Annotated in this window: 27 protein-coding genes; 2 read left to right on the top strand and 25 right to left on the bottom strand. The window is 66.9% G+C overall.

From position 1 onward, the window contains the following. Positions 1–13 precede the first annotated feature (13 nt). The 16 genes from nuoN to ACTWP6_RS11160 all read right to left on the bottom strand — a co-directional run bounded on the left by nuoN (position 14) and on the right by ACTWP6_RS11160 (position 16,663). Entirely contained in the window at positions 14–1,579 is a 1,566-nt protein-coding gene (gene nuoN / locus ACTWP6_RS11235; RefSeq protein ID WP_443187691.1) for an NADH-quinone oxidoreductase subunit NuoN, read from the bottom strand. After that, a complete protein-coding gene (locus ACTWP6_RS11230) occupies positions 1,576–3,153 on the bottom strand; it encodes an NADH-quinone oxidoreductase subunit M (protein ID WP_443187690.1) in 1,578 nt (525 codons plus the stop codon). Before ACTWP6_RS11230 ends, nuoN begins: the two co-directional genes overlap by 4 nt. Further along, entirely contained in the window at positions 3,150–5,051 is a 1,902-nt protein-coding gene (gene nuoL, locus ACTWP6_RS11225) for an NADH-quinone oxidoreductase subunit L (protein ID WP_443187689.1), read from the bottom strand. Before nuoL ends, ACTWP6_RS11230 begins: the two co-directional genes overlap by 4 nt. Before the next feature lie 167 nt (positions 5,052–5,218). After that, positions 5,219–5,518 carry an NADH-quinone oxidoreductase subunit NuoK gene (nuoK, locus tag ACTWP6_RS11220; protein ID WP_260751135.1) on the bottom strand — a complete coding sequence of 100 codons (300 nt, stop codon included), beginning with the start codon at positions 5,516–5,518 and terminating at the stop codon, positions 5,219–5,221. After that, positions 5,515–6,297, bottom strand: a complete 783-nt coding sequence (locus ACTWP6_RS11215; protein ID WP_443187688.1) for an NADH-quinone oxidoreductase subunit J — start codon at positions 6,295–6,297, stop codon at positions 5,515–5,517. The genes nuoK and ACTWP6_RS11215 overlap by 4 nt, the downstream gene beginning before the upstream one ends. 9 nt (positions 6,298–6,306) lie before the next feature. Further along, positions 6,307–6,831 carry an NADH-quinone oxidoreductase subunit NuoI gene (gene nuoI / locus ACTWP6_RS11210; protein WP_443187687.1) on the bottom strand — a complete coding sequence of 175 codons (525 nt, stop codon included), beginning with the start codon at positions 6,829–6,831 and terminating at the stop codon, positions 6,307–6,309. After that, a complete protein-coding gene (gene nuoH, locus ACTWP6_RS11205) occupies positions 6,824–8,059 on the bottom strand; it encodes an NADH-quinone oxidoreductase subunit NuoH (RefSeq protein WP_443187686.1) in 1,236 nt (411 codons plus the stop codon). Before nuoH ends, nuoI begins: the two co-directional genes overlap by 8 nt. After that, positions 8,056–10,470, bottom strand: a complete 2,415-nt coding sequence (locus ACTWP6_RS11200; protein ID WP_443187685.1) for an NADH-quinone oxidoreductase subunit G — start codon at positions 10,468–10,470, stop codon at positions 8,056–8,058. The genes nuoH and ACTWP6_RS11200 overlap by 4 nt, the downstream gene beginning before the upstream one ends. Then, positions 10,467–11,786: an NADH-quinone oxidoreductase subunit NuoF gene (gene nuoF / locus ACTWP6_RS11195; protein WP_443187684.1), complete on the bottom strand. Its 1,320-nt coding sequence runs from the start codon at positions 11,784–11,786 to the stop codon at positions 10,467–10,469. Before nuoF ends, ACTWP6_RS11200 begins: the two co-directional genes overlap by 4 nt. Next, entirely contained in the window at positions 11,783–12,670 is an 888-nt protein-coding gene (gene nuoE, locus ACTWP6_RS11190; RefSeq protein WP_443187683.1) for an NADH-quinone oxidoreductase subunit NuoE, read from the bottom strand. Before nuoE ends, nuoF begins: the two co-directional genes overlap by 4 nt. Further along, positions 12,667–13,995: an NADH dehydrogenase (quinone) subunit D gene (gene nuoD / locus ACTWP6_RS11185; protein ID WP_443187682.1), complete on the bottom strand. Its 1,329-nt coding sequence runs from the start codon at positions 13,993–13,995 to the stop codon at positions 12,667–12,669. The genes nuoE and nuoD overlap by 4 nt, the downstream gene beginning before the upstream one ends. Then, positions 13,995–14,621: an NADH-quinone oxidoreductase subunit C gene (locus ACTWP6_RS11180; RefSeq protein ID WP_260758011.1), complete on the bottom strand. Its 627-nt coding sequence runs from the start codon at positions 14,619–14,621 to the stop codon at positions 13,995–13,997. The genes nuoD and ACTWP6_RS11180 overlap by 1 nt, the downstream gene beginning before the upstream one ends. A 70-nt stretch (positions 14,622–14,691) precedes the next feature. Then, a complete protein-coding gene (locus ACTWP6_RS11175; protein WP_443187681.1) occupies positions 14,692–15,246 on the bottom strand; it encodes a NuoB/complex I 20 kDa subunit family protein in 555 nt (184 codons plus the stop codon). Continuing rightward, positions 15,237–15,611: an NADH-quinone oxidoreductase subunit A gene (locus ACTWP6_RS11170; protein WP_260751145.1), complete on the bottom strand. Its 375-nt coding sequence runs from the start codon at positions 15,609–15,611 to the stop codon at positions 15,237–15,239. Before ACTWP6_RS11170 ends, ACTWP6_RS11175 begins: the two co-directional genes overlap by 10 nt. Before the next feature lie 164 nt (positions 15,612–15,775). After that, complete coding sequence (locus ACTWP6_RS11165; protein WP_443187680.1) at positions 15,776–16,195, bottom strand: Rv3143 family two-component system response regulator; 420 nt, start codon at positions 16,193–16,195, stop codon at positions 15,776–15,778. Positions 16,196–16,264: 69 nt separating this feature from the next. Then, complete coding sequence (locus tag ACTWP6_RS11160; protein WP_443187679.1) at positions 16,265–16,663, bottom strand: nuclear transport factor 2 family protein; 399 nt, start codon at positions 16,661–16,663, stop codon at positions 16,265–16,267. 42 nt (positions 16,664–16,705) lie between these two features. On the opposite strand from ACTWP6_RS11160, the gene ACTWP6_RS11155 reads away from it, so the two are divergent. After that, a complete protein-coding gene (locus tag ACTWP6_RS11155; protein WP_443187678.1) occupies positions 16,706–17,335 on the top strand; it encodes a class I SAM-dependent methyltransferase in 630 nt (209 codons plus the stop codon). Between the two features lie 6 nt (positions 17,336–17,341). On the opposite strand, the gene ACTWP6_RS11150 is transcribed toward ACTWP6_RS11155, so the two are convergent. The 9 genes from ACTWP6_RS11150 to ACTWP6_RS11110 form a co-directional block, all read right to left on the bottom strand. Next, the gene (locus ACTWP6_RS11150; RefSeq protein ID WP_443187754.1) at positions 17,342–17,563 is read right to left on the bottom strand and encodes a virginiamycin B lyase family protein; all 222 of its coding nucleotides are present in this window, start codon (positions 17,561–17,563) and stop codon (positions 17,342–17,344) included. A gap of 194 nt (positions 17,564–17,757) precedes the next feature. Next, the gene (locus ACTWP6_RS11145) at positions 17,758–18,087 is read right to left on the bottom strand and encodes a DUF6285 domain-containing protein (RefSeq protein ID WP_260751152.1); all 330 of its coding nucleotides are present in this window, start codon (positions 18,085–18,087) and stop codon (positions 17,758–17,760) included. Positions 18,088–18,179: 92 nt separating this feature from the next. Then, entirely contained in the window at positions 18,180–19,178 is a 999-nt protein-coding gene (locus ACTWP6_RS11140) for a phosphotransferase family protein (RefSeq protein WP_443187677.1), read from the bottom strand. A 60-nt stretch (positions 19,179–19,238) separates the two neighbouring features. Beyond that, positions 19,239–20,477, bottom strand: a complete 1,239-nt coding sequence (locus tag ACTWP6_RS11135) for an acyl-CoA dehydrogenase family protein (protein ID WP_260751155.1) — start codon at positions 20,475–20,477, stop codon at positions 19,239–19,241. 26 nt (positions 20,478–20,503) lie between these two features. Continuing rightward, entirely contained in the window at positions 20,504–21,121 is a 618-nt protein-coding gene (locus ACTWP6_RS11130; RefSeq protein WP_260751157.1) for a TetR/AcrR family transcriptional regulator, read from the bottom strand. Between the two features lie 6 nt (positions 21,122–21,127). Beyond that, positions 21,128–22,030 carry a hydroxymethylglutaryl-CoA lyase gene (locus ACTWP6_RS11125; protein WP_443187676.1) on the bottom strand — a complete coding sequence of 301 codons (903 nt, stop codon included), beginning with the start codon at positions 22,028–22,030 and terminating at the stop codon, positions 21,128–21,130. Beyond that, on the bottom strand, positions 22,027–23,229 hold the full coding sequence (locus ACTWP6_RS11120) for a CaiB/BaiF CoA transferase family protein (protein ID WP_260751159.1): 1,203 nt from the start codon (positions 23,227–23,229) through the stop codon (positions 22,027–22,029). Before ACTWP6_RS11120 ends, ACTWP6_RS11125 begins: the two co-directional genes overlap by 4 nt. After that, the gene (locus ACTWP6_RS11115; RefSeq protein ID WP_260751160.1) at positions 23,226–24,404 is read right to left on the bottom strand and encodes an alpha/beta hydrolase; all 1,179 of its coding nucleotides are present in this window, start codon (positions 24,402–24,404) and stop codon (positions 23,226–23,228) included. Before ACTWP6_RS11115 ends, ACTWP6_RS11120 begins: the two co-directional genes overlap by 4 nt. Before the next feature lie 2 nt (positions 24,405–24,406). Next, the gene (locus tag ACTWP6_RS11110; protein WP_260751161.1) at positions 24,407–25,510 is read right to left on the bottom strand and encodes a homogentisate 1,2-dioxygenase; all 1,104 of its coding nucleotides are present in this window, start codon (positions 25,508–25,510) and stop codon (positions 24,407–24,409) included. Positions 25,511–25,676: 166 nt separating this feature from the next. Between ACTWP6_RS11110 and ACTWP6_RS11105 the strand changes: the two genes are divergently transcribed. Continuing rightward, positions 25,677–26,154, top strand: a 478-nt coding sequence (locus tag ACTWP6_RS11105) for a DUF222 domain-containing protein (RefSeq protein ID WP_443187675.1), incomplete at its 3' end; no start/stop codon positions are given.

Here is a 26,154-nt window from a genome sequence, read left to right as displayed (position 1 = left end):
GGCTACGTTCGTATCAGAAGAACCGGTCCGCCGAGTTCGCCAGATCCAGCAACGGCTGAGGCAACGCGCCCAGCGCGAACGTGACGGCCGCGGTAACGGTCACGACCGCTGTGGTGAGCGCACTGGGCACCACCACGACCGGCGCGTCGTCGGGGCGGTCGGTGAAGAACATCAGCACGATCACCCGCACGTAGAAGTATGCGGCGATCGCGCTGGCGATCACCCCGACGATCACCAGAGGTATCGCCCCGCCTTCGCCGGCGGCCTTGAACACCGCGAACTTGCTGACGAACCCGCTCGTCAACGGGATCCCGGCGAACGCCAAGAGGAACAACGCGAAAACGATGCCGACCACCGGGTAGCGCTTACCCAGCCCGGCCCAGCGCTCCAACGCGCTGTCCTCTTCGCCGTCGGCGTCGCGGACCAGACCGACCACCGCGAACGCGCCCACGGTGGAAAAGCCGTAGGCGAACAGATAGAACAACGTCGACGACAGCCCGGCCTCGTTGCCGGCGATCACACCGGTCAGGATGAAGCCGCTGTGCGCGACCGCCGAGTAGGCGAGCATCCGTTTGACATCGTTCTGGGTGACCGCGGTGACAGTGCCCACCACCATCGTCAGGATGGCGATCGCCCACAGCACCGGGCGCCAGTCGTCGCGCAGCTCAGGCACCGCGACGTAGAACAGTCGCAGCATTGCACCGAACGCCGCGATCTTGGTCGCGGCCGCCATGAACGCGGTGATCGGGGTCGGCGCCCCCTGATACACGTCGGGGATCCACGAATGGAAGGGCACCGCACCGACCTTGAACAACACGCCGACCAGCAGCAACGCGACACCGAGCAGTGCCAGCGACGTTTTTCCGGACCCAGACGCCACCGCGTCGGCGATGCCCTGCAGGTTCAGAGTGCCGGCGTACCCGTACAGCATGGCCGCGCCGTACAGGAAGAACGCCGACGAGAAGGCGCCCAGCAGAAAGTACTTCAGCGACGACTCCTGCGAGAGCAGGCGTCGCCGGCGAGCCAGCCCGCACAGCAGGTACAGCGGAAGAGACAACACCTCCAGCGCGATGAACATGGTCAGCAGGTCGTTGGCGGCCGGGAACAACAGCATGCCGCCCACCGCGAACATCGTCAGCGGGAAAACCTCGGTCTGGACGACACCCGCTCTGGTGGCCAGTTTCTCGGCGACACTGCCCGCGACCGCGGAGGCCTGTGGTGTGAATGCTTCCAGCCCCCGGGACTCACTGCCGGCCGACGCCTTCTGGCGTTCACCGATCAGCAGGATGCCCAACACTGCGATGAGCAGGATGGTGCCCTGCAGGAACAGTGCGGGCCCGTCGACGGCGATCGCACCCATCACCGCATCAGAACCGTTTCCGCCGGGTAGGTCCCGCGCGATGAGCAGGACCGCGGCGAACGCCGCGACCAGCCCGGCCAGGCTCAGCGCCACCTGCGCGGGATAGCGCAGTCGGCGCGGAAGCAGCGCTTCGGCCAGCACGCCAAGCACCGCTGCGGCGAGCACGATCAGCATCGGGGAGACCAGGCCGTATTCGACCGTCGGGGTCGGGATGTTCATCGCACCGGGCCTTCCGCCATCCGGGGTGCCGGGTCGGGTCGATCGATCGTGGTCAGCGTGTGGGTTACCGCAGGGTTGATCACGTCGAGTGCCGGTTTCGGATACACCCCGAGCACCAGCAGCAGCGCGATCAGCGGTGCCACCACGGCGATCTCACGCGGCACCAGATCGCGGATCCTGTGCTCACCCTCGGCGAGCACCGCCGGGGGTGGGCCGGTCATCATGCGCTGGTACATCCACAAGACGTAGATCGCCGAAAGCACAAGTGCGCTCGCGGCCAGGACAGCAAATACCGGGTACCGCGTGAAAGTGCCGATCAGCACCAGGAACTCGCTGATGAACGGCGCCAACCCGGGCAGCGACAACGTCGCGAGCCCGGCGATCAGGAACGTGCCCGCCAGCACCGGCGCCAGCTTCTGCACGCCGCCGTAGGCGTCGATGAGCCGGGATCCCCGGCGCGACACCAGGAAACCGGCGATTAGGAACAGCGCCGCGGTGGAGATGCCGTGGTTGACCATGTACAGCGTGGACCCGGACTGCCCCTGGGTGGTCATCACGAAGATGCCCAGGATGATGAATCCGAAGTGGGAGATCGAGGAGTAGGCGATCAGCCGCATGACGTCGGTCTGACCGATCGCCACAACCGCACCGTAGACGATGCCGATCACCGCCAGCGTGATGATCACTGGGCTGAAATACGTTGCCGAGTCCGGGAAAAGCGGCAGGCAGTAGCGGATCATCCCGAACGTGCCGACCTTGTCCATGATCGCCATCATCAGGACCGCACTGGCCGGGGTCGCCTCCACCGCCGCGTCGGGCAGCCAGCGGTGAAAGGGCCACAGCGGCGCCTTGACCGCGAACGCGAACATGAACCCGCCGAACAGCAGGTGCATCACCGCCGGGTTGACGACGAACTCACCGCTCGCGACCGCCGCGACGATCGCGCGGAAGTCGAAGGTGCCCGCCTCGAACGCGTCGCTGCCCGCCGTCGCGACATAGAGGCCGACCACCGCGGCGAGCATGATCAGGCCGCCGAACAGGTTGTACAGCAGGAACTTCACCGCGGCTCTGCTCCGCTGCCGGCCGCCGAAGCCGCCGATGAGGAAGTACATCGGGATCAGCATCGCCTCGAAGAACACGTAGAACAGCAGGATGTCCAGCGATACCAACGAGATCAGCACCATGCCCTCGACAGCCAGCGTCAGTGCGAAGTAGATGTGGACCGACCGGCCGCCCCAGCTCAGCTCGTCGCGGGCGTCGTTCCAGCCGGCGACGATCAGCAGCGGGAGCAACACCGCGGTCAGCACCACCAGGGCCAGTGCGATGCCGTCGACGCCGAGGATGTAGCCGGTGCCGAACGACGGTATCCACCGGTAGTTCTCGACGAATTGGAACTGCTCGCCGGCCGGGTCGAAGCCGACCGCGATCACCGCGGCGACGGCCAGCACGATCAGCGAAACCGCAAGCGCAACCCACTTCGCCAATGAGCGCGCCGCGGCCGGCAACACCAGTACCAGCACCGCACCCACCATCGGCACGGCCCACAGCACGGTCAGCAACGGAAGCGACGTCACCACAGATTCACCGCCAGGATCATCGCGGCGACCAGGACCGCGCCGGCCAACATGGACAACGCATAGGACCGCGCGAACCCGGTCTGCAGCAGGCGAAGCCCCGAGGAGAACCGTGAAACCCCGGCCGCCAGCCCACTCGCCGCACCATCGACCGCGTCGTCGTCGAGCTCAACCACGCCGCGGGTGAAGGTCCAGCCGGGCCGCATCAACACCTTTTCGTTGAACGCGTCGCCATAGAGGTCCTGACGGGCCGCCACCGTGAGCGCCGTGCCCGCAGGCACCTGCCCGGGAACGGCCTTGGCGCCGTACATCCGGTACGCGACTGCGACGCCCACGGCCACCACCGACAGCACGATCACGGTCACCACCCACACCGGCATGACATGGTGGATCTCGCCGGAGCCGACCACCGGTTCGAGCCAGTGCTCCAGGGTGCCGCCGACCGCCAGCGCGCCGCCGGCGGTCACCGAGCCGATCGCCAGCACGATCATCGGCAAGGTCATCACCGCGGGCGCCTCATGGGGATGCAATCCCGGTCTTTCCCCGGTCGCCTCGTTCGCCCAGCGCCTCTCGCCGAAGAACGTCATCAGCATCAGCCGGGTCATGTAGAACGCGGTGATCCCGGCACCGAGAATCGTTGCGCCACCGAGAAGTACGCCCTTGATGCCGCCGGCGCCGAGCGCGACCTCGATGATGCCGTCCTTGGAGAAGAACCCGGCCAGCGGTGGAACGCCGATGATCGCCAGATAGCCCAGACCGAACGTGACGAACGTGATCGGCAGCGCCTTGCGGAGTCCGCCATAGCGGCGCATGTTCACCTCGTCGTCCATCGCGTGCATCACCGAACCCGCGCCGAGGAACAGCCCCGCCTTGAAGAAGCCGTGCGTGAGCAGGTGCATGATCGCGAACGCGTAGCCGGCCGGGCCCAGCCCGGCCGCCAGCACCATGTAGCCGATCTGGCTCATCGTCGACGCGGCCAGCGCCTTCTTGATGTCGTCCTTGGCGCACCCGATCACCGCGCCGAACAGTAAGGTGACCGCGCCGACCACCACGACGGCAGTCTGCGCGTGCGGGGCGAGGTCGAACACCGGGCCCGAACGCACGATCAGATACACCCCTGCGGTCACCATCGTGGCCGCGTGGATCAGCGCCGACACCGGCGTCGGACCCTCCATCGCGTCACCGAGCCAGGACTGCAGCGGCACCTGCGCCGACTTTCCGCACGCCGCCAGCAACAGTGCCAGGCCGATCGCGGTCAACGTGCCCTCGCCGAGTCGCGGTGCGGCGTCGAATACCGCGGTGAACGACAGGGCGCCGACCGCGCTGAACATGATCATCATTGCGACGGCGAGTCCGATGTCGCCGACCCGGTTGACGACGAACGCCTTCTTGGCCGCCGTCGCCGCCGACGGCTTGTGCGACCAGAACCCGATCAACAAATACGACGCGAGCCCCACTCCCTCCCAACCCATATACAGGCCGAGGTAGTTGTCCGCGAGCACCAGCAACAGCATCGCGGCGACGAACAGATTGAGGTAAGCGAAGAAACGTCGCCGGCCGGGATCGCCTTTCATGTAGCCGATCGAGTAGATGTGGATCAACGATCCGACACCGGTGATCAACAGCGCGAAACACATGGACAGCTGGTCCAGTTGCAGCCCGAAGTCCACCCGCAACTCACCGACCGCCACCCAGCTGAACAGGGTCTCGCGGGACATCCGCTGCTCGCCGTCACGGCCGAGCATGTCGGCGAACAGCACTGCCGCGCAGACGAAAGACGCGACCGAGGCCGCGGTGCCCAGCAGGTGACCCCACCGGTCCGAGCGTCTGCCAGTCAGCAGCAGGATCACCGCACCGGCCAGCGGCAAGGCGATCAGCAACCACACTGGTGTCGTCATCCGTGCCTCAGTGCCCTCTCTTCTTCGCGCGGGCGCTCACTGGTGCTCTCTCTTCTTCGCGCGGGCGCTCACTGGTGCTCTCTCTTCTTCGCGCGGGCGCTCACTGGTGCTCTCTCTTCTTCGCGCAGGCGCTCATCAGTGCTCTCTCTTCTTCGCGCAGGCGCTCATCAGTGCTTCAGCAGGTTGGCCGCGTCGACGCTGGCGGAGCGCCGGGTCCGGAAGATGGTCATGATGATCGCCAGCCCGATCACGACCTCGCAGGCGGCGACCACCATCGTGAAGAACGCGACCACCTGGCCGTCGAGTTGGCCGTGGAGGCGGGCGAACGCGACGAAGGCGAGGTTCGCGGCATTGAGCATCAACTCGACGCACATGAACATCACGATGGCGTTGCGCCGCAACAGCACTCCCGCCGCGCCGATGGTAAACAACAGCGCGGACAGATACAGGTAATGGTCGGGACTCATCGGGTCTCGTCCTTTACGAAACGCTCATCGGTGACATGCTCTTCGCGCAAGCGCTCATCGGTGACATGCTCTTCGCGCAAGCGCTCATCGGTCGGGACCGGGCGCACCTGAAGGATGGCGCTTACCGACAGTTCCGACCCAGACCCGTCCGGCAGACGGGCCGGAACATCCACGGCGTTGTGCCGGGCGTATACACCGGGGTTGGGCAGTGTCGTCGGGTGCGCGCCCGGCGCGAAACGTTCGATGGCCAACTCGCGCTGAGTCTTGCGCCGCTGGAAGCGTTCCCGGTGGGTCAGCACCATCGCGCCGAGTGCCGCGGTGATCAGCAGCGCGCCGGTCAATTCGAACGCCCACAGGTACCGGGTGAAGATCAGCGCCGCCAGACCCTCGACGTTACCGTTGCCGTTCGCCTCGTCGAGTCCGACGAAACCGGTGGAAGCGACGTTGCCGATGCCGGCCACCAGCAGCACCCCGAAGCCCAGGCCGACGGCGATTGCCGCGACCCGTTGTCCGTGCAACGTCTCCACCAGCGATTCTGCCGAGTCCACACCGATGAGCATCAGCACGAACAGGAAGAGCATCATGACCGCGCCGGTGTACACCACGATCTGGACCACGCCGAGAAACGGTGCGCCCTGGGCGATGTACAGCACGGCCAGCGCAATCATGGTGGTGGCCAGCGAGATCGCCGAGTAGACGGCCTTGCGCGCGGCGACGACGCCGAGCGCGCCGGCCACCGACACGGCCGCGAACACCCAGAACAGCACCGCCTCACCCATGTCCGCTCCTCACCTGCTGTCCCGGGCGACGGGCCCGACGTTGCCGAGGTAGTAGTCGTCATCGGTGCTGCCGGGCGCCATCGGGTGTGGCGGAGGCTCCATGCCTGGTTCCAGCGGGGCCAGCAGCTTGTCCTTGCCGTAAATCAGATCGGTGCGGTTGTCGTCGGCCATCTCGTATTCGTTGGTCATCGTCAGCGCCCGGGTCGGGCACGCCTCGATGCACAAGCCGCATCCGATGCACCGCAGATAGTTGATCTGGTAGACCCGGCCATATCGCTCGCCGGGCGAAAACCGTTCCTCTTCGGTGTTGTCAGCGCCCTCGACGAAGATCGCATCGGCCGGGCAGGCCCATGCGCACAGCTCACACCCGATGCACTTCTCCAGGCCGTCGGGGTAGCGGTTGAGTTGATGCCGGCCGTGGTAGCGCTTGGCAACAGGACCGGGCTTTTCCGGGTACTCCTCGGTCACCGGTTTCTTGAACATCGAGCCGAAGGTGACTCCGAAACCTGCGACCGCGTTGAGGAACTTAGGCATCCGCACTCTCCTTGCGACGGTCCTTGGCGGGCAGCGGGGGCACCGGGTAGGCGCCGACACCAGCCGGCGGGACGGGTTCACGGCGAATCCGGTTGGCGCGCAGTTTCCTTCCGCCCATCAGCACCAGCGGCAGCGCCGCGACGACCGCAAGGCCGATCAGAGCGGTGGTCCAGGTCTGCACGCCCTGGTCGCCCAGTGAGCGGGCGGTCGCCACGATGACGATCCAGCCCAGCGACACCGGGATCAGGATCTTCCACCCCAGCGCCATGAACTGGTCGTAGCGCATCCGCGGGACGGTGGCGCGCAACCACATGAAGAAGAACAGGAACAGCCACACCTTGACGGTGAACCACAGCACCGGCCACCAGCCGCTGTTGGCTCCCTCCCAGAGGCTGATCGGGAACGGAGCCCGCCAGCCGCCGAGGAACAGCGTGGTGGCCAGCGCGGACACCGTCGTCATGTTCACGTATTCGGCCAGCATGAACATCGCGAACTTCAGCGACGAGTACTCGGTATGGAATCCGCCGACGAGTTCGCCCTCCGCTTCGGGCAGATCGAAAGGTGCGCGGTTGGTCTCGCCGACCATGGCGGTCAGGTACACCAGGAACGACGGCAGCAGCAGGACGACGAACCAAGTGTCGTTCTGCGCCGCGACGATGCCCGAGGTCGACATCGTGCCCGCGTAGATGAACACCGCGACGAACGACAGCGCCATCGCGATCTCGTAGGAGATCACCTGCGCCGTCGAGCGCAGCCCGCCCAGCAGCGGATACACCGACCCCGACGCCCAGCCGGCCAGCACGATGCCGTACACCCCGATCGAGGTCACCGCGAGGATGTAGAGCACCGCGACCGGCAGATCCGTCAACTGCAGTGCGGTGCGGTAGCCGAACACCGACACCTCGCCGCCGAGCGGGATCACCGCGAACGCCATGAATGCCGGGATCACCGCGATCACCGGGGCCGCCAGATAGATGCCCTTGTCGACGCCCGCGGGGACAAGTCCCTCTTTGAGCGCGAGCTTCACGCCGTCGGCCAGCGACTGCAACAGGCCATGCGGACCGACGCGGTTCGGTCCGAGGCGCATCTGCATGCGCCCGAGGATCTTTCGCTCGATCAGGATCGCGGCGAGCACGGTGAGAAGCAGGAATCCGAAGATGCCGACGGCCTTTCCGACCATCAGCCACCACGGATCGTGTCCGAACAGTGTGGGGTCGGGGTAGGTCATGCCGGGCTCCGGTCAGATCGGCCGTTCCGGCCGCAGCACGACGGGGCGCGACCGATCGACACCACCGCGCCGGTCGTCACACCCAGGCTTCGGTGCACGTGGCTGCCGGGGGAGTTCAGCGGCACCCAGACCACGCGGTCGTCCATATCGGCCACCGTCAACGGCAGCGTGATCGCGCCGCGGCCGGTGCCGATGGACACGAGTTCACCTGCGGCGACGCCGATCTCGTCCGCCGTGGCCGGCGAGAGGCGGGCCACGGGCGCTCTCGCCGTACCGGCCAGGTGTGGTTCACCATCCTGCAGCCGTCCGTCGTCGAGCAGCATCCGCCAGCCCGCCAGCACGGCCTGACCGTGCTGCGGTTGTGGCGGCGACGGATCAACCTGCGGAGCGGCGGCGCGGTTTCCCGACCACATCCCGAGGCGGACCCGTTCCTGCGCAGCGGTTGCCAGGCCGAGGTCGACCCCGATCTCGTCAGCCAGGAGGCTCAGCACCCGCAGATCCGAGATCGCGTTGCTCTGCAGTGCCGGTCCGAACGCGCGACTGCGGCCCTCCCAGTCGAGGAAGGAGCCCGCCTTCTCGGCAACGGGCGCGACCGGGAACACCACGTCGGCACGTTCGGTGACATCGCTATGGCGCAACTCCAGGCTGACGACGAACGGGGCCGCCTCCACCGCGGCGCGGGCGGCGTCGGGATCGGGCAGGTCGTCGAGTTCGACGCCGCCGAGCAGCAACGCGCCCAACGTGCCGTCACGGGCGCCGGCAAGGATCGTCGAGGTGTCGCGGCCCGGGACGTCCGGGAGGTCGTCGACGTGCCATGCGTCGGCAACCTGCCGGCGGGCAGCGGGGTCGCCGACCGGTCGACCGCCCGGCAGCAGGTTCGGCAGCGCGCCCGCCTCCACCGCCCCGCGATCTCCGGCGCGCCGCGGTATCCACGCCAGGCGCGCCCCGGTGTTCTCGGCGAGTCGTGCCGCCGCCGTCAGCGCGCCGGGGGACACGGCGAGGCGCTCTCCGACCAGGAGCAGCGCACCGGCCATCGACAGCAGTTCGTCGCCGGCCAGCCCGTCCAGAGCGGCCGCCTCGGAACCCGGGGCGCACCGGATCAGCCGGCCCGACAGCTTGCCGAGGGCACGGGTGGCCAGCGGCGCGATCGACAGCACCTGCAGTCCGTGTTTGCGGACGGCCTTGCGCAGGCGCAGAGAGACGATCGGTGACTCCTCTTCGGGTTCCAGACCCGCCAGCAGCACCGCGGGCGCCTTCTCCAGATCGGCGTAGGTCACGGTCATGGGCAGGCCCGCGATGTGCGCGGCGAGGAAGCCGGCCTCTTCCGCACTGTGCGGTCTGGTCCTGAAGTCGATGTCGTTGGTGTTCAACACCATTCGCGCGAACTTGGCGTAGGCGTATGCGTCCTCGACGGTGGCCCGGCCGCCGACCAGCACACCGGTGCTGCCTGCGGCCGCGGCCAACCCGGCCCCGGCGACGCTGAGCGCCTCCGACCACGAGGCCGGCCGCAGGGCGCCGCCGTCACGCACCAGCGGTGTGGTGAGGCGGTCGCCCACCGTGGTGTAGGTGAACGCCCACCGACCCTTGTCGCAGTTCCATTCCTCGTTCACCTCGGGATCGTCGCCGGCCAGGCGGCGCATCACCTTGCCGCGGCGGTGGTCGGTGCGCTGCGCGCATCCCGACGCACAGTGCTCACACACGCTCGGGCTCGACACCAGATCGAACGGCCGCGCCCGGAACCGGTACGCGGCGCCGGTCAGCGCACCGACCGGGCAGATCTGCACGGTGTTGCCGGAGAAGTACGACTGGAACGGTTCACCCGGCGCGATCCCGACCTGTTGGCGCGCACCGCGTTCCAGCAGATCGATGAACCGGTCGCCGGCGATCTGATCGGAAAAGCGTGTGCAGCGGGCGCACAGCACGCAGCGTTCCCGGTCGAGCAGCACCTGCGACGAGATGTTGATGGGCTTGGGAAACGTCCGTTTGACGTCCTCGAAACGGGTCTCGGCACGGCCGTTGGACATCGCCTGGTTCTGCAGCGGACATTCGCCGCCCTTGTCGCAGACGGGACAGTCCAGCGGGTGGTTGATCAGCAGCAGTTCCATCACGCCGTGCTGGGCTTTATCGGCGGCCTCTGAGGTGTACTGGGTGCGCACCACCATCTCGGGGGCCACGGTGGTGGTGCACGACGCCAACGGTTTGCGTTGTCCTTCCACCTCGACGAGGCACTGTCGGCAGGCACCCACCGGGTCGAGCAGGGGATGGTCGCAGAAGCGCGGGATCTGCAGCCCGACCAACTCGGCGGCGCGGATCACCAACGTGCCCTTGGGCACCGTGACCTCGTTGCCGTCGATGGTCAGGGTCACCATCTCCACTGGTGGCGCGTCGTGGCTGTGCTCTGCGAGGGTCACGCGCCCACTCCTTCCGGTGCGGCCAGCATCGACGCGTACGGGTCGAACGGGCATCCGCCGGCGGCGAGGTGCGCTTCGTACTCACCGCGGAAATACTTGAGCGAGGACATGATCGGACTCGCCGCCCCGTCACCCAGCGCGCAGAACGACTTCCCGAAGATGTTGTCGGAGATGTCGAGCAGCTTGTCCAGATCCGCCTCGGTGCCCGCACCGGTCTCGAGACGCTCGTAGATCTGCGCCAGCCAGTAGGTGCCCTCACGGCACGGGGTGCACTTGCCGCACGACTCGTGCGCGTAGAACTGCGTCCACCGGCGCACCGCCCGCACCACACAGGTGGTCTCGTCGAAGATCTGCAGCGCCTTGGTGCCGAGCATGGACCCGACACCGGCCATGCCCTCGTAATCCAAGGGGACATCCAGGTGTTCGGCGGTCAGGAGCGGTGTCGACGATCCGCCCGGCGTCCAGAACTTCAGTGAGTGCCCGGCCCGGACCCCGCCGGCGTACTCGAGCAACTGCCGCAACGTGACACCGAGCGGAGCCTCGTACTGACCGGGTGTCGTGACGTGACCGGACAACGAGTACAGCGTGAAACCAGGTGACTTCTCCGAACCCATGGACCGGAACCAGTCGACACCGTTGAGCATGATCGGCGGCACGCTGGCGATCGACTCGACATTGTTGACCACGGTCGGGCATGCGTAGAGTCCTGCGACGGCCGGGAAGGGCGGCCGTAACCGGGGCTGGCCGCGCCGGCCCTCCAGTGAGTCCAGCAGTGCGGTCTCCTCACCGCAGATGTAGGCGCCGGCCCCGGCGTGCACGATGAGTTCCAGATCGAAACCGGACCCATGGATGTCGGTGCCGAGATGTCCCGCGGCGTAGGCCTCGGCGACCGCGGCCTGCAACCGCCGCAGCACCGGCACCACCTCACCGCGCAGGTAGATGAACGCGTAATGGGCCCGGATCGCGTATGCGGCGATGATCGCGCCCTCGACCAGGAAATGCGGGCTGGTCAGCAGCAGCGGAATGTCCTTGCAGGTGCCGGGTTCGGACTCATCGGCGTTGATCACCAGATAGTGCGGCTTGGCGGCGGCGCCCTCCTTCCCCTGGGGAATGAACGACCACTTCGTCCCGGTCGGGAAACCCGCGCCTCCGCGTCCCCGCAGTCCGGAGTCCTTCACTGTGGCGATCACGTCGTCGGGTGTCATGGCCAGCGCCCGGTCCAGTGCCTGGTACCCGCCGTGGCGGCGATAGGTGTCCAGTGACCACGGTTGTGGCTGGTCCCAGAACCGGCTCAGCACCGGGGTCAGCGTGTTCATCGGTGATCCGCCGCCTTCGGGTCGGTTTCCGGTGTCGACGGCCGCGCCGGGACATCGGCCGACGGTGCCGGTGCCGGTTGGTCTTTCACGGCCTCGGCGGCTTCGGCCTGCCCGTCCGCGGACGGTGCGGCATGCCCGGAATCGGATGTGTCCGACGGCGCACCGCCATCTGGTGCCGACATGCCGTGCTCGCGGGCGAACCGCAGTCCGGCCAGTGTCGCCGCACCGACCTCTCCCGGTGCCACCTCGTCACACGGGCCGGTAAGCCCGGCAAGGATTCTCGCCGTCTCCCGGAAGGTGCACAGCGAACCGCTGCGCGACGGCGTCGGTGGGCGACCCGAGCGCAGCGCATCCACGAGATCTCGGGCCGAGGCCGGGGTCTGGTTGTCGAAGAAATCCCAGTTCACCATCACCACCGGGGCGTAGTCACAGGCGGCGTTGCACTCGACATGCTCCAGCGTGACCGCCCCGTCCGCGGTGGTCTGGCCCGGTGCGACACCCAGGTGCGTCTCCAGGCTCTCCAGGATCGCGTCGCCGCCCATCACCGCGCAGAGTGTGTTGGTGCAGACCCCCACCAGGTAATCGCCGGTCGGTTCGCGCCGGTACATCGAGTAGAACGTCGCGACCGCGGTCACCTCCGCGTCTGTGAGACCCAACCGTGCTGCACAGAAAGCAATTCCGGCCGGGGTAAGGCAGCCGTCCTCGGATTGCACCAGATGCAGCAGAGGCAGCAACGCTGACCTCGCCTGCGGATAGCGGGCCACGATCGTCGCCGCGTCCGCCTTCAGCCTCGCGGTCACCTCGGCGGGATAACTTGTGGGCCCGTGAACCGGGGGACCGGGCTCGTCGGGCCGCTGGCCCAGCTCCAGAAAGACGTTGGTCATCTGTCCACCCCGCCCATCACCGGGTCGATCGATGCCACCGCCGTGATCGCGTCCGCTACCATGCCTCCCTCACACATCGCCGCCACGGCTTGGAGATTGGTGAATGACGGATCTCGGTAGTGCACCCGGTAAGGGCGTGTCCCGCCGTCGGAGACCATGTGCGCCCCGAGCTCGCCGCGCGGCGATTCGACCGCGACGTAGACCTGCCCGGCCGGCACCCGGATCCCCTCGGTCACCAGCTTGAAGTGGTGGATCAGACCCTCCATCGAGTGACCCATGATCTTGGCGATGTGCTCGGGGGAATTCCCCAGACCGTCGGGTCCGACCTTCAGGTCGGCAGGCCATGCCAGCTTCTTGTCGGTGATCATCACCGGCGCACCGGACAACCGCTCGAGACGGTCCACGCACTGCTCGACGATTCTGATCGACTGGTGCATCTCCTTGACTCGGATCAAATACCGGCCGTAGGAGTCGCACTGGTCGTCGGTGATGACGTCGAACTCGTAAGTCTCGTAGCCGCAATAGGGTTGGGTCTTTCGCAGATCGTGGGGCAGGCCGGTGGACCGCAGCACGGGACCGGTGATGCCCAGCGCCATGCACCCGGTCAGGTCGAGATAGCCCACCCCCTGCGTGCGGGCCTTCCAGATGTAGTTCTCGTTGAGCAGGTCCTCCATGTCGTGAAGCCGCGCCGGCAGCACCTTGAGCAGGTCGTGGAGCTGGGGGAGCGCCTCATCGGGCAGGTCGGCGGCCACCCCGCCCGGCCGGATGTAGGCGTTGTTCATCCGCAGCCCGGTGATCGTCTCGAACACCGAGAGAATGAGTTCGCGTTCGCGGAAGCCGAGGAACATCGCGGTCATGGCGCCCAGCTCCATGCCACCGGTCGCCAGCGCGACAAGATGACTGGAGATCCGGTTGAGCTCCATCATCATCACGCGGATCACCGAGGCCCGTTCCGGGATGTCGTCGGTGACCCCGAGTAGCTTCTCCACGCCGAGGCAGTAGACGGTCTCGTTGAAAAACGGTGACAGATAGTCCATCCGGGTCACGAACGTGACACCCTGCGTCCAGTTCCGGAATTCCAGGTTCTTCTCGATACCGGTGTGCAGATACCCGATGCCGCACCGGGCTTCGACGATCGTCTCGCCTTCGATCTCCAGGATCAACCGCAGCACACCGTGCGTGGACGGGTGCTGCGGACCCATGTTGACGACGATGCGCTCACCGGCGTGCTCGGCCGCGTTCTGCCTGGCCGCAGTGACGACTTGATCCCAGTCCTGGCCGCCGACGACCACCACCCGTTCGGGCGGTTGCTTCGAAGTGGTCATCAGTTGTATGCCCTCCGCTGGTCGGGAGGCGGGATCTCGGCGCCGTGGTATTCGACTGGAATGCCGCCCAGTGGATAGTCTTTCCGCTGCGGATGGCCCACCCAGTCGTCCGGCATCTCGATCCTGGTCAGCGATGGATGGCCGTCGAAGATCAGGCCGAAGAAGTCGTAGGTCTCACGTTCGTGCCAGTCGGTGGTCGGATAGACACGAAACAACGAGGGGATGTGCGGGTCGGCATCGGGAGCGGCCACCTCGATGCGCATCCGCCGGTTGTGCGTGATCGACATCAGCGGATAGACCGCATGGAGCTCGCGGCCCGCGTCGTCGGGATAATGCACACCGCTGACGCCCAGGCACAATTCGAAACGCAGTGCCGGGTCGTCGCGCAAGGTCTGGGCCACCTCGACGAGCCGGTCGCGGTGCACTTCGACGGTGAGCTCGTCGCGGTAGACCACCACCCGCTCGATCGATTCGGCGTAGGTCTCTTCGCCCAGTGCGGCTTCCAGCGTGTCGACGATGTCGTCGAAATACCCCCCGTACGGCCGCGGGGAGCCGCCCGGAAGCGCGACCGGACGGATCAGGCGGCCGTAACCCGAGGTGTCGCCGGAGCCCTCGGCGCCGAACATGCCCCGGCGCACCCCAATCACCTCGGGGCGCACGTCGCCGTCCGAAGCGCTCACCGGTGCACCATCCTCATCACCGCAGCAGGCCTTTCAGCTCGATCGTCGGCGGCGCTGCCAGCGCAGCCTGCTCGGCCTCCCGGATCGCCTCCTCGCGGTTCACCCCGAGGGGCATCTGCTGAATCTTGTCGTGCAGTTTGAGGATTGCGTGCAGCAGCATCTCGGGCCGGGGCGGACACCCCGGCAGGTAGATGTCGACAGGCACCACGTGGTCAACCCCCTGCACCACCGCGTAGTTGTTGAACATTCCGCCGGAAGAGGCGCACACCCCCATGGCCAGCACCCATTTCGGTTCGGCCATCTGGTCGTAGATCTGACGCAGCACCGGCGCCATCTTCTGGCTGACCCGGCCCGCGACGATCATCAGATCGGCCTGCCTCGGTGTCGCCGAGAACCTCTCCATGCCGAATCGGGAGATGTCGAAACGCGGTCCCGCGGTCGCCATCATCTCGATCGCACAGCAGGCGAGCCCGAAGGTCGCGGGCCACAGCGAACCCTTGCGTACGTATCCGGCGACCTTCTCGACGGTCGAGAGCAGGATTCCGCCGGGCAACCGTTCCTCTAATCCCATTGCAAGCCTCCCCGCCGCCACACGTAGGCGTAGGCAACGAACACGATCACCATGAACAGCAGCATCTCCACCAGGGCGAACAGCCCGAGGCTGTCGAACGCGACCGCCCACGGGTAAAGGAAGACGATCTCGATGTCGAACACGATGAACAACATCGCCGTCAGGTAGTAGCGGATGGGGAAGCGCTGCCCCGTCGCGGCCGCGGCAGGGTCCATCGGATCCATCGGTTCGATGCCGCACTCGTAGGCTTCGAGCTTGGCCTGGTTGTAACGTCGCGGCCCGATCAGCAGCGCGATCCCGACCGACCCCACGGCGAACACAGCGGCGATCGCACCAAGCACCAGAATGGGCGTGTACAGATCCATACTGCGTTGCAGCTCCTCGGGGCAGTCGATGTGAGCTACCGCACAGCCTAGCCCTGTTTGGGACCCGCGCCACACATTTTGGTTAGTATCGCTAGTGGCGTCGTCCGGCGATCTCGCTTTGCCTCGAATAGGTAACTGCGCCAGGACGTTTCCTGCGGATCCGGTCAGAGCGCGGGGCGCAGCAGCGACACCACCGCGTCTCCCAGCCGGATGGGATCGATCGGATGTGGCACCGCGGCCTCGGCCCGCGACCACCGGGCCAGCCACGCGTCATCGGGACGCCCGGTCAGCACCAGGATCGGCGGGCAGTCGTCGATCTCGTCCTTGAGCTGCTTGGCGATCCCCATCCCGCCGACCGGGGCGGCCTCCCCGTCGAGGATCACCAGATCGAATCCACCCTCGTCCATGCGCCTGATCACCATCGGTCCCGTGGCGACGTCGAGATAGTTCAGTTCGGGCAACTCCGGGTGGATGCGCTTACCCAGCGCCAGCCGGACCTGTTCCCTGGTCCGGGGGTTGTCGCTGTAGACGAGGATCCGCAGCGGGTCCTGAGCCCTTGATGGCTCCGGAGATGGCACAGCCATGGGCGCGATGGTAACGCGCAGTCCCGGTGCCGAGGCCCGAACACCGAAAAGGGCTGCTACGCCGCCGCTTCAGCGGTCACGACGAGGTGTGGACAGCAGTGGCTCGATCTCGGCGGGGTCGAAGTACTCGTCGACCCGGGTGATCATTCCGTCTGCGTCCACTTTGATCACGATGCACACCCGCATCGCGATCGTCGTCCCGGCGGGGGTACGCGCATGCAGGACGTGTTGCTGGACGAAACCTCCGTCGAACAGCTGGCGGTCCAGGATCTCGTAGCGGCGATCAACGGTGGCGTCGACGAACCACTGGATGATCTTCACCGAACGGGCATGGTCGTTGTCCCGGGTGTCGCCACTCTTCCAGACCGCGATGCCCGGACTGAACAGCTTCGCCACCGTGGTGATGTCGCTGTGCTCGATCGCGCCGAAAAGCCGGTCGGCCACGTCGGCGGTGACTGTCACGGGCATCGTGTTGACCTCAACTTCGGTTCAGGTTGAACACTGGCGGGCATGAATCTGACCCCAAGACTGTCCCGTTTCGACGAGTTCTACAAGAACCAGACTCCGCCGTGGGTGATCGGCGAGCCGCAACCGGCCGTCATCGAGTTGGAACGGGCCGGTCTGATCACCGGCCGGGTGCTCGACGTCGGATGTGGTACCGGCGAGCACACCATCCTGCTGACCGAGGCGGGCTACGACGTGGTCGGGATGGATGGTGCGCCCACCGCGATCGAACAGGCCCGGCGCAACGCCGAGGCGCGCGGCGTGAACGCCCGCTTCGCCGTGGCCGACGCACTGCACCTCCCCGAGCAGCCGAAGTACGACACAATCATCGACAGCGCGCTGTTCCACATCTTCGACGACGAAGACCGCGCGTCCTACGTGCGGAGCCTCCGCTCGGCGACCCGGACCGGCTCCGTGGTGCATGTCCTCGCACTCTCGGACACCGGCCGCGGATTCGGGCCCGAGGTCAGTGACAACACCATCCGGGCCGCTTTCGAGGCGGGGTGGGAGATCGAGGCGCTCGACGAGACGACATACCGAGGAATGGTGACGGAGATCCACGCCGAGGCGCTGGGGCTGCCCATCGGCACCGTCGTCGACGAACCCGCGTGGCTGGCGCGGGTGCGCAGGCTCTGATCCGCGTCAGCGCAGCCCGACCACCGACCTGCCCCCGGCGGCGACCCACACCGTGCCGTCCGGGACGACGGCGATCCCGTGGGGTTCGGAGGCGGCCACCGGGAGGGCGTACTTGCTGATGACACCGTCGGCGGTCAGGTGTCCGACGCGATCTGCGGCCCACTCGGTAAACCAGCACCCGCGCTGCCCGGCGGCGATCGGGGGTGGCCGGCCGGCCGGGCCCGGCAGGGCAAACTCGGCGACCTCGCCGTGGCTGTCCCCGACGCGGCCTGAAGCGCTGTTGACCGCCGTCAGTGGTCAGGCGGACGACGACGCCGCTGTGCACCAGCGTCACCCACACCACGCCGAGCCCGTCGGGGGCGATGCCGTACGGGTCGGGGCCTCGGTGACCATGAGCTGCGTCATCGACGAGACGGACGGGATCATCGCCCGTCCGCATACCCCGGGTGGTCGATCGACAACCGGTGCCGCACCATCAGGCGCAGGCACTTCATCACCTCGTCGCCCCGGTCGTCGAGTCTGCCGTCCCGAATCGCACCGGCCAGCGACTGCTCGTCGGGGAAGCCGAGACCGTCGATCGCGGTCCGTACCGCTGCCCTCTCCTCGTCGAGCAGCTCCCGCTCGACGATGCGCAACACGTTGGCCGCTACGCGGGAATGGAAGCCGACCTGACCTTCGAGGGCGCGGACGTCGTTGTCGAGGAAGTCGGCCACGGCGGCGACAAGCTCAGCAGCGGTGGGACGTCGGCTCATCGTGGCCCTCGGCTCTTCGCGCGAGCGCTCATCGTGACCCTCGGCTCTTCGCGCGAGCGCTCATCGTGGCCCTCGGCTCTTCGCGCGAGCGCTCATCGCGGCCCTCCTCCTGACAGCAGATCCAGCAGGTCCCATTCGGTTTCGCTGACCCGGCGACCGATCGCCGCCAGCTCGACCGACGGCGACTCGCCGGACAGGTGGCGTTCGGCCTGGTGCCGGCAGATGACGCCCCACCGCAGTGTCGCCACGGTCAGCCACCACCGGAAAGCCTTGCGGTCCAGCGTGGTACCCGCCGCCGCCTCATAGGCCTGCAAGAACGCCTCCACGCTGCCCAGGCCGCCTGCTCCGAGTTCCTCGGGTGCGCCGAACCGCCATGCGCGGATACAGAACCACGCCAGGTCTTCGTAGATCTCCCCGATATGCGTCAGTTCCCAGTCAAGCACCGCGGCAAGGCCTGACTCGTCGACGATTACGTTGCCCATCCGGAAATCGCCGTGCACCAGGCGCATCGGTGAGGGGGCCGGACGCGCGTCAGCCAGCCGACGGAATGTCCACTCGAAAGCCGCTGTGGTGTCGCCGATCTCATCCAGACGTGTTCGCCACCCGGCGAGCTCGTCGGGCGCGGTCAAACCAATACCGTCCGGGTCGGCGCGATGAATCGCCGCAAGCGCTGTCGCACACTGTCCGAGCAGGCGAGTGCGTCCTTCCTGATCGAGGCCGCGGAAGATGCGCCTAACGATCGTCTCACCGGGAATGGCATCACAGATCAGGAACGGATCACCCACGACCTCCGAAGAACTGTCCGCGGTGAGGATGTGGGGCACCGGGGCGCCGGCAGCGGCGGCGCGCTGCTGAACCTTGGCCTCCAGCTCCATGCTGGCGTGGATGTTGTCGCGGGCGCCTGTACGCAGGATCAGCGGCCGGGCATTACCGTCGACGTACGCGGTGTCTGATCTGCTCCTCGCGTGCGTGGTGAAACTCCACGTCGTCCGGCTCGCCCCACCCGTCAGCCGTTGCAGATTCTCGACGGTCGTGTCGCCGAGCACCGGCCGCAGCACCTCTTCGAGAGCCGCGGCCAAATCGGCGCTCATGCCTGCCTTCTGCTCTTCGCGCAAGCGCTCATCGCTGCCTTCTGCTCTTCGCGCAAGCGCTCATCGCCGCCCGAATCCGAACAGCCTCTGCGCCACCCGCCGGATCTGAATCTCCTCCGCCCCCTCGGTAATCCGATACCGGCGATGATGCCGATAGATGTGCTCGAACGGCTCGTGCCTGCTGTAGCCGACGCCGCCGAACACCTGCATGGCGCGATCGGCGGCCTCGCAGACCAGGCGGTTGGCCCGGTAGTTGGCCATCGACACCTTGTCCGACACCTCCATGTGGTGGTTGCGGTCGAGTTCGGACGCCGCGAAACGCACCAGCAGGCGCACCATCTGCGCCTCGGTCTGCAACTCCACGAGCGGCCACTGCACGGCCTGGTGGGTCGAGAGCGGCTTGCCGAACACCTTACGGTCGTTGGCGTAAGCGACGGCGCGGTCGATGCAGTACTGGGCCGCTCCCAGGCTGCTGGCGGCCTGGCGGATCCTGTTCTCGTGCAGGAACGTCTGCCCGACCTCAAGCCCGCGATCCACCTCGCCGAGCACCGCGTCCGACGGCACCCGCACGTTCTCCAGGAGCACCTCGCCGTGGTCGGTGGGCATGTTGAACGTCCACCAGTAGTACGGAACCGAGAATCCCGGCGCATCGGTCGGCACCAGGAACGCGGTGATGCCACGTGCCTGGCCCGCCTCACCGGAGGTCCTCGCGAACACCAGGTCGTGGGTGGCACGGTGCACCCCGGTGTTGAAGCGCTTGGCGCCGTTGATGATCCACATGTCACCGTCTTGCACGGCGGTGGTCTCCAGCCATGTGGCATCCGAACCGTGATTGGGTTCTGTGAGTCCGAACGCCATCGACCGCTTGCCGGTGATCAGTGCGTCGGTCCATTCCCGCTTCTGCTCGTCGGTGCCGAAGCGGTCCATCATGATCACCTGCGGGAAGTTGCCGACGATCGAGGACTCGTCCTGGAGGTCGTTGTGCAACCCCAGCCCCTTGTGGGCCAGATGCTCCCGGATCACCGCCATGTCGAGGTTGCTGCCGTCCCGGCCCCCGAACTGCGACGGCAGCCCAAAACGCAGCCAGCCCGCGGCGTCGGCACGCCGGCGCATCTCGTCGAGTAGATCCTCCCACTCACGACGCGGCACACCGCCGTTGTCCCAATCGGTGCGGGCATGTTCGCGTCGCTGGTCGAAATACTGGATGTGTTCGCGCTCCAGCGGTTTGATCTCGGCCTCGATGAACGCGTCCATCTCGGCGAGCAGCCCGGGGAGGTGGTCCGGAAGGGTGAAGTCCACAGTTCTCCTTTTGAACGTCGTCGTGGTCAGTATCCGTACAGCGTCTTCTTCCAGATCCGTGAGAGGGTGGCGATCGCTTCCTCGTCGTCGATGTCGATGCCCAGGCCGGATGCACCGACGAACACGGTGGTGAAGTTCTCGAACAGCAACGCGATCGCCGCCGCCGTGTGCTCGGGGTGCAGTTCCCCACCGTATCCCTGTTCTTGGGCGCGAAGCACCGATGCCGCTACGATGTCGATGCCGAATCTCCGGAACTCGTTCTGCACCAGCGCGAAGCGCGGCTGGGTGGCGGCCAGTTGCGCGACGGCGATCATGATCCCGATGTTCTGCTTGAACATCGTCCAGTACCCGCTGACCACCGTGGTGAAGAACGCGTCGTCGTCGGGCGACTCGGGCAGTGCAACACTCAGACCGGACGGAGTGACGACATCGCGCAGGAACGACTGCGCCAGCGCAGCGAGCAGATCCTCCTTGTCGGCGAAGTACCGGTAGAAGACCGCGGGTGACTTGCCGGCAGCCGACGTGATGTCGGTGAGCGTGGTGCCGTGAAAGCCACGCTCGGCGAACAGCTTACGGGCTGCCTGTTCGATCGCGCCGCGGGTCTGGCGGCCCTTGGCGCTGAGCGAACCGGGTTCCGGCGGCACGGCCGGCTATCCCAGGATCCGGTCGCCGGCGCGCAGCAGCGAGCTCGGTAGGTCGTGGCCCACCGCGCGCTGCGCCACGCCGGCCGCGGCGATGCTTGCATCCAGATCCACGTCGACGTGAATGCCGCTGTCCCGCAATAGATAGACCAGGTCTTCGGTCGCGATGTTGCCGCTGGCCCCCGGGGCGAACGGACATCCGCCCAGGCCGCCCACCGAGGCGTCCAGCCTGGTGACGCCGGCGCCGACCGCAGCGTACGCACTGGCCAGGCCGGCGCCGCGGGTGTTGTGGAAATGCGCGCCCAGCGGGAGGTCGCCGATCAGCGGCCGGACCACCGCGATCAGATCACTGACCCGCCGCGGTGTCGTGGTGCCGATCGTGTCGGCGATGGCCAGGCGGTCGACACCGGCGTCGACGGCCGCGCGCACGATGTCCACGACCCTCTGCGGCGGCGTCGGCCCGTCGAACGGACAGTCCCAGGCAGTCGCGACGATGACCTCGACGGACACCTCGCTGTCGTGGGCGATCGCGACGATCTCGGGGATCTGGGCCGTGGCCTCCGCCGAGGAGCGCCCCACGTTGGCGCGGCTGTGACCGTCGGCGGCCGACACCACGTATTCGATCGAGCGCAGACCTGCGGCGATCGCTCGCCTCGCACCGTTCGGGCTGGCGACCAACGCGGAGAACTCGATCCCAAGGAAGTTGTGCAGCTCGGCGGCGAGGTCGGCGGCGTCAGCCAGCGCGGGGACCTTCGACGGCGACACGAACGCCGTCGCCTCCATCTCCCGCACGCCGGTGGCCGCGATGGCCGCCAGGAGTTCGAGCTTGGCCGACAGCGGGATCGGATCCTCGATCTGCAGGCCGTCGCGCATCGACACATCACGGATGTCGACATGGGTAGGCGTGGTCATAGCACACCCTCCGCTCTCAGAGCGTCCAGCTCGGCGTCGGTCTTGCCGAGTAGATCCCGGTAGATTTGGTCGTTGTGCTGGCCCGGCCGCGCCGATCCGGCAGAACGGATCGTGCCGGGCGTCTCGGACAACACCGGAACCACGCCTGGCCCCTTGATGTTCCGCCCGATCCGCTCATCCCAGTGGTCGGCGATCATCCCGCGCGCCTGCAGTTGCGGGTCCCGGACCACCTCGGCGACGGTGTTGATCGGTCCGCTGATCACGCCCGCGTCGGACAAGGTGGAGATGATGTCGTCCGGCTGCCGCTGCGCGGCCCACGCTGCGATGATCGCGTCGAGCTCATCCTGATTGCGGCCGCGCGCAACGTGATTGGAGAACCGCTCGTCGGTGGCGAGTTCGGGTTGGCCCATCGCGGCGCACAACCGCCGGAAAACGGTGTCCTGGTTGGCGGCGATCACCACCCAGCTGCCGTCGGCGGTCGGATAGATGTTCGATGGAGCGATGCCTTCCAGCCTGGTGCCCGACGGGCCACGCACCACTCCACCGATGTCATAGTCGGGGATCGTCGATTCCTGCACCGCCAAACATGATTCGGTGAGTGCCGCGTCGACGATCTGACCGTCGCCAGTGACGGAACGGCGGTACAGCGCGGCAAGCGCGCCCTGCGCGGCGAACATGCCGGCCAGGCTGTCGCCCAGGGACAGCGCCAACCGCGGGGGAGGGCCGCCCGGGAAGCCGTTCATGTGCCGCAATCCGCTGGCGGCCTCGGCGACCGAGGCGTATCCGGCCTTGTGCGCGTCCGGGCCGGTCTGCCCATACCCCGACACTCGCACCAGGATGATCCCGCGGTGACGGTCACGCAGAGTGTCATAACCCAGTCCCCATTTCTCCAGGGTGCCGGGCCGGAAGTTCTCGACGATCACGTCGGAACGCTCGACCAGTTCGAGGAATAGGTCGCGACCCTGCGGGACGCGAAGATTCAGGGTGACGGCCTTCTTGTTGCGTGCGTGCACCGTCCAGAAGAAGTGATGCCCGTCGAGCTCTGCCTGACCCCAGGTGCGTAGCGGATCGGGTGCACCCGGCGGCTCGATCTTGATCACCTCGGCACCCATGTCGCCGAGCAGGCGTCCCGCGAACGGGCCTGAGATCAGCGTGCCGACCTCAAGCACCCGGATACCGTCGAGCGGACCCGTGCTCATCGGGCGCTCGCGAAGTCGTGTCGAACCAGCCAGTCGGCGACGATACCGACCGCCTCGCGGAGCTTGTCCCGCTGATCCGGACCGGCGTAATAGTGGTTCGCTCCATCGATTTCGTGCATCTCCTTGTCCTGGTGACCGATCGCCTCGAAGATTCGGCGTGTGTGGCTGGGAGTGCAGGCGTCGTCGGCGAGGTTTCCGATCACCAGCGCGGGCACCTCGATGTCAGGACCGCACTTGACGGCATCGCCGTGCGCGTCGTCGTAACTCCACTGCGAGAGCCAGCTGCGCAGCGTGCAGAATCGTGCCAGGCCCACCGGGCTCATGTTCACCACCTGAGGATCACCCAGATAGCAGGTTCCCGGGGTCCGTTCGTTCGGATCGACGGTCGGGTCCAGCCAGCGGGGATCGGCCATGGTGCCGTGGACGACGAACGCGAACTCGTCATCGGGTCGGCCGGCGGCCTTGAGTTCGGCGAGCTTGTCCTTCACCCAGGTGGTGATCCGCCGGTTCCGGGCGACCTGGGCGTCGCGGTAGCGCTCCAAGAACTCCGGCGTGTACGGCGGCTGATTGGGGTTGGCGGGGTTGTACAGGTCGAGTTCGGGGTCGCGCTTGGTCGGGTCCGATTCATCGAGAATCGACGCGTCCAGCCATTCGGTCATGGTGCCGTGTCTGCTGATGTGCGCCGCGAGCAACATGATGCCGTCGGCCGGGACGAGGCCGAGCTTGGTCAGATCCGGACCGTCGCCCGACGGGCTCGACGTCACGGTGGGGTGCTGGGCCTGCTGTTGGTAGAACGCCGACAGGGACCCGCCACCGCTCCACCCGGCGAGCACCACCTTGGAGTAGCCGAGCCGGTTCTTCGCGTCCTTGATGCACTCGCCGAGGTCTTCGACGACCTTCTCCATCAGCAACGCCGAGTCGGTGCCCCGGAATCTGCTGTTGCAGTAGATGACGTGATGGCCGGCGCGGGCGAGCGCGTTGATCATCGGCAGGTACGCGCCCCCTCCGATCGGGTGCATGAACACGAGCACGGTGTCGCTTCCCACCGTTCTCGGCTTGAGCAGGTAGCTTTCCAGCACCACCCGCTCGGCAACGCCACCGTAGACGTCGCGGACACGCGAGTTGTTCTGGTAGGCAACCAGGTACGGGATACGGTCGTATTCGTGCTTCGTCATCGTCAGTGTTGCCCTAGATCGTTGGCGAGGATCTCCGGCGACGGGATCAACCGCCGTCGGGTGTCGATGGCGATGACGGACCAGTCCACCCGGTCGTAATCGTCGAATTTGCGGCGCGCGCGTTCGCGGGCCTTCTCCGGAGCCCCGTGGTGCACACCCTGCGGTGCGTGCGACACGAGGCCAGGAGGCATCGGGATGCCGTAGAGGGACCCGTCGTGGAAAAACGCGATCTCGTCGTAGTCCACGTTGCGGTGGTACCACGGCGTGCGTTCGGTGCCGGGCACCGTCTCAGCGGGTTTAGGCAGGAAGTTCATCACATACACCCCGGTGGCCTGCATGAACAGGTGCACTGTGGGCGGCAGGTGCACGCTCTCGGACGTGACGACCGTGTAGTCGTCGATGTTGAAGGTGAAGGGAAAGTTGTCTCCGCGCCAACCTTCGACGTCGAGCGGATTGTGCTGGTAGAACAGGCTTGTCGGCCCGCCGTCGTGGATCAGCCGTACTTCGTACTCTCCGTCGACCTGCGGGCCGACGCCGTCGTCGATCGGCTGGGGTTCGGGGATGACCGCCTGCGCGGGGTCGAAGGGGAAGTGCCGGCCGAGAGTGCCAGCGGGCGGCACCCGGAACTCGTCGGTCGCCTGGATCATCAGCAGTGTGCTCTCTTCGGCGGGCAGCTGCCGCCACGTGCAGGCCTTCGGAATGTAGATCCAGTCGCCCTGACGGTAGTCCAGCGGCCCGAATTCGGTTTCCAGGGAGCCGGATCCGCGATGGACGAAGGACAGCAGATCGCCGTCGACGTAGCGGACGAAGAACGGCATCTCTTCGGTGCGCCGTGACAGCAACACCTGGCAGTCCGCATTGGAGAACATCAACAGCGGCCCGCCGTGCGCATCGGTGGCGTCGCCGGGCTTGAGCTCACTGCTCAGGACGTCGGTGGGGCGGAGGGGGCCGACGCTCCGGTAGGCGGTGGGGTCGTGCCGCCGGTACATGTTGGCGGTCCGGCCGACGAAACCGCCACGACCGAGCTCGTCATCCTTGAGCCCGTCGAGGTCAGCATGAATCCGCTTGGGGGTCTTGCCCTTTCGAAGGTGGACGAATGATTCCATCGCGATCTCCCCGGCCTAGAAGTAAAAGTGACATTACTTTTAGATCCAAGCGTGGTCAATGGGTGTCGGCGATGTTCCCCTCCGGTGGAATTTCTGCCGATTCCAGCGGTCGTAGCCGTCGCATCGGCGGCTGGACTTGTCGGTGGTTCGCACTAGTGTTCGATGTATGGAGTTGGTGTCGGAGGCGGTGGGGGCGATCGTCGAGCAGATCGGTGTGCTGTCCAAAGCTGCCGACGAGCTCTCGCACCACGAGTTGGTCGGGCTGCTGGCCGAGCTGACCACGGTGCTGCGCAGCGTGCCGGCCCTCGAGCACAAGGTGTTGGCCCGGTTGATCGAGGAGACCGAGCCGCACCGGCTCGGGGAATCGTCGTGGAAGGGCGTGCTGACCACCGCGCTGCGGGTCAGTGGCGCCGAAGCGGGGCGGCGGTTGCGACGGGCCAAAATGCTGGGGCCGCGGCGGGCGATGACGGGCCAGCCTCTTGCGCCGGTGTGGGAAGCCACCGCCGCCGCCCAGGCCCAGGGCTTGCTGGATGAGGAGCACATCACGGTGATCGCGAGGTTTCACCAGAAGCTGCCCGCCTGGGTGGATGTGGACACCCGCGCCGCCGCCGATGCCCAGCTGGCCGCCCTGGGCTCGGGTCTGG

Source organism: Mycobacterium sp. 4D054, assembly GCF_052245755.1.
Taxonomy (GTDB): Bacteria; Actinomycetota; Actinomycetes; order Mycobacteriales; family Mycobacteriaceae; genus Mycobacterium.
This window is presented reverse-complemented; position numbering and strand designations above follow the sequence as displayed.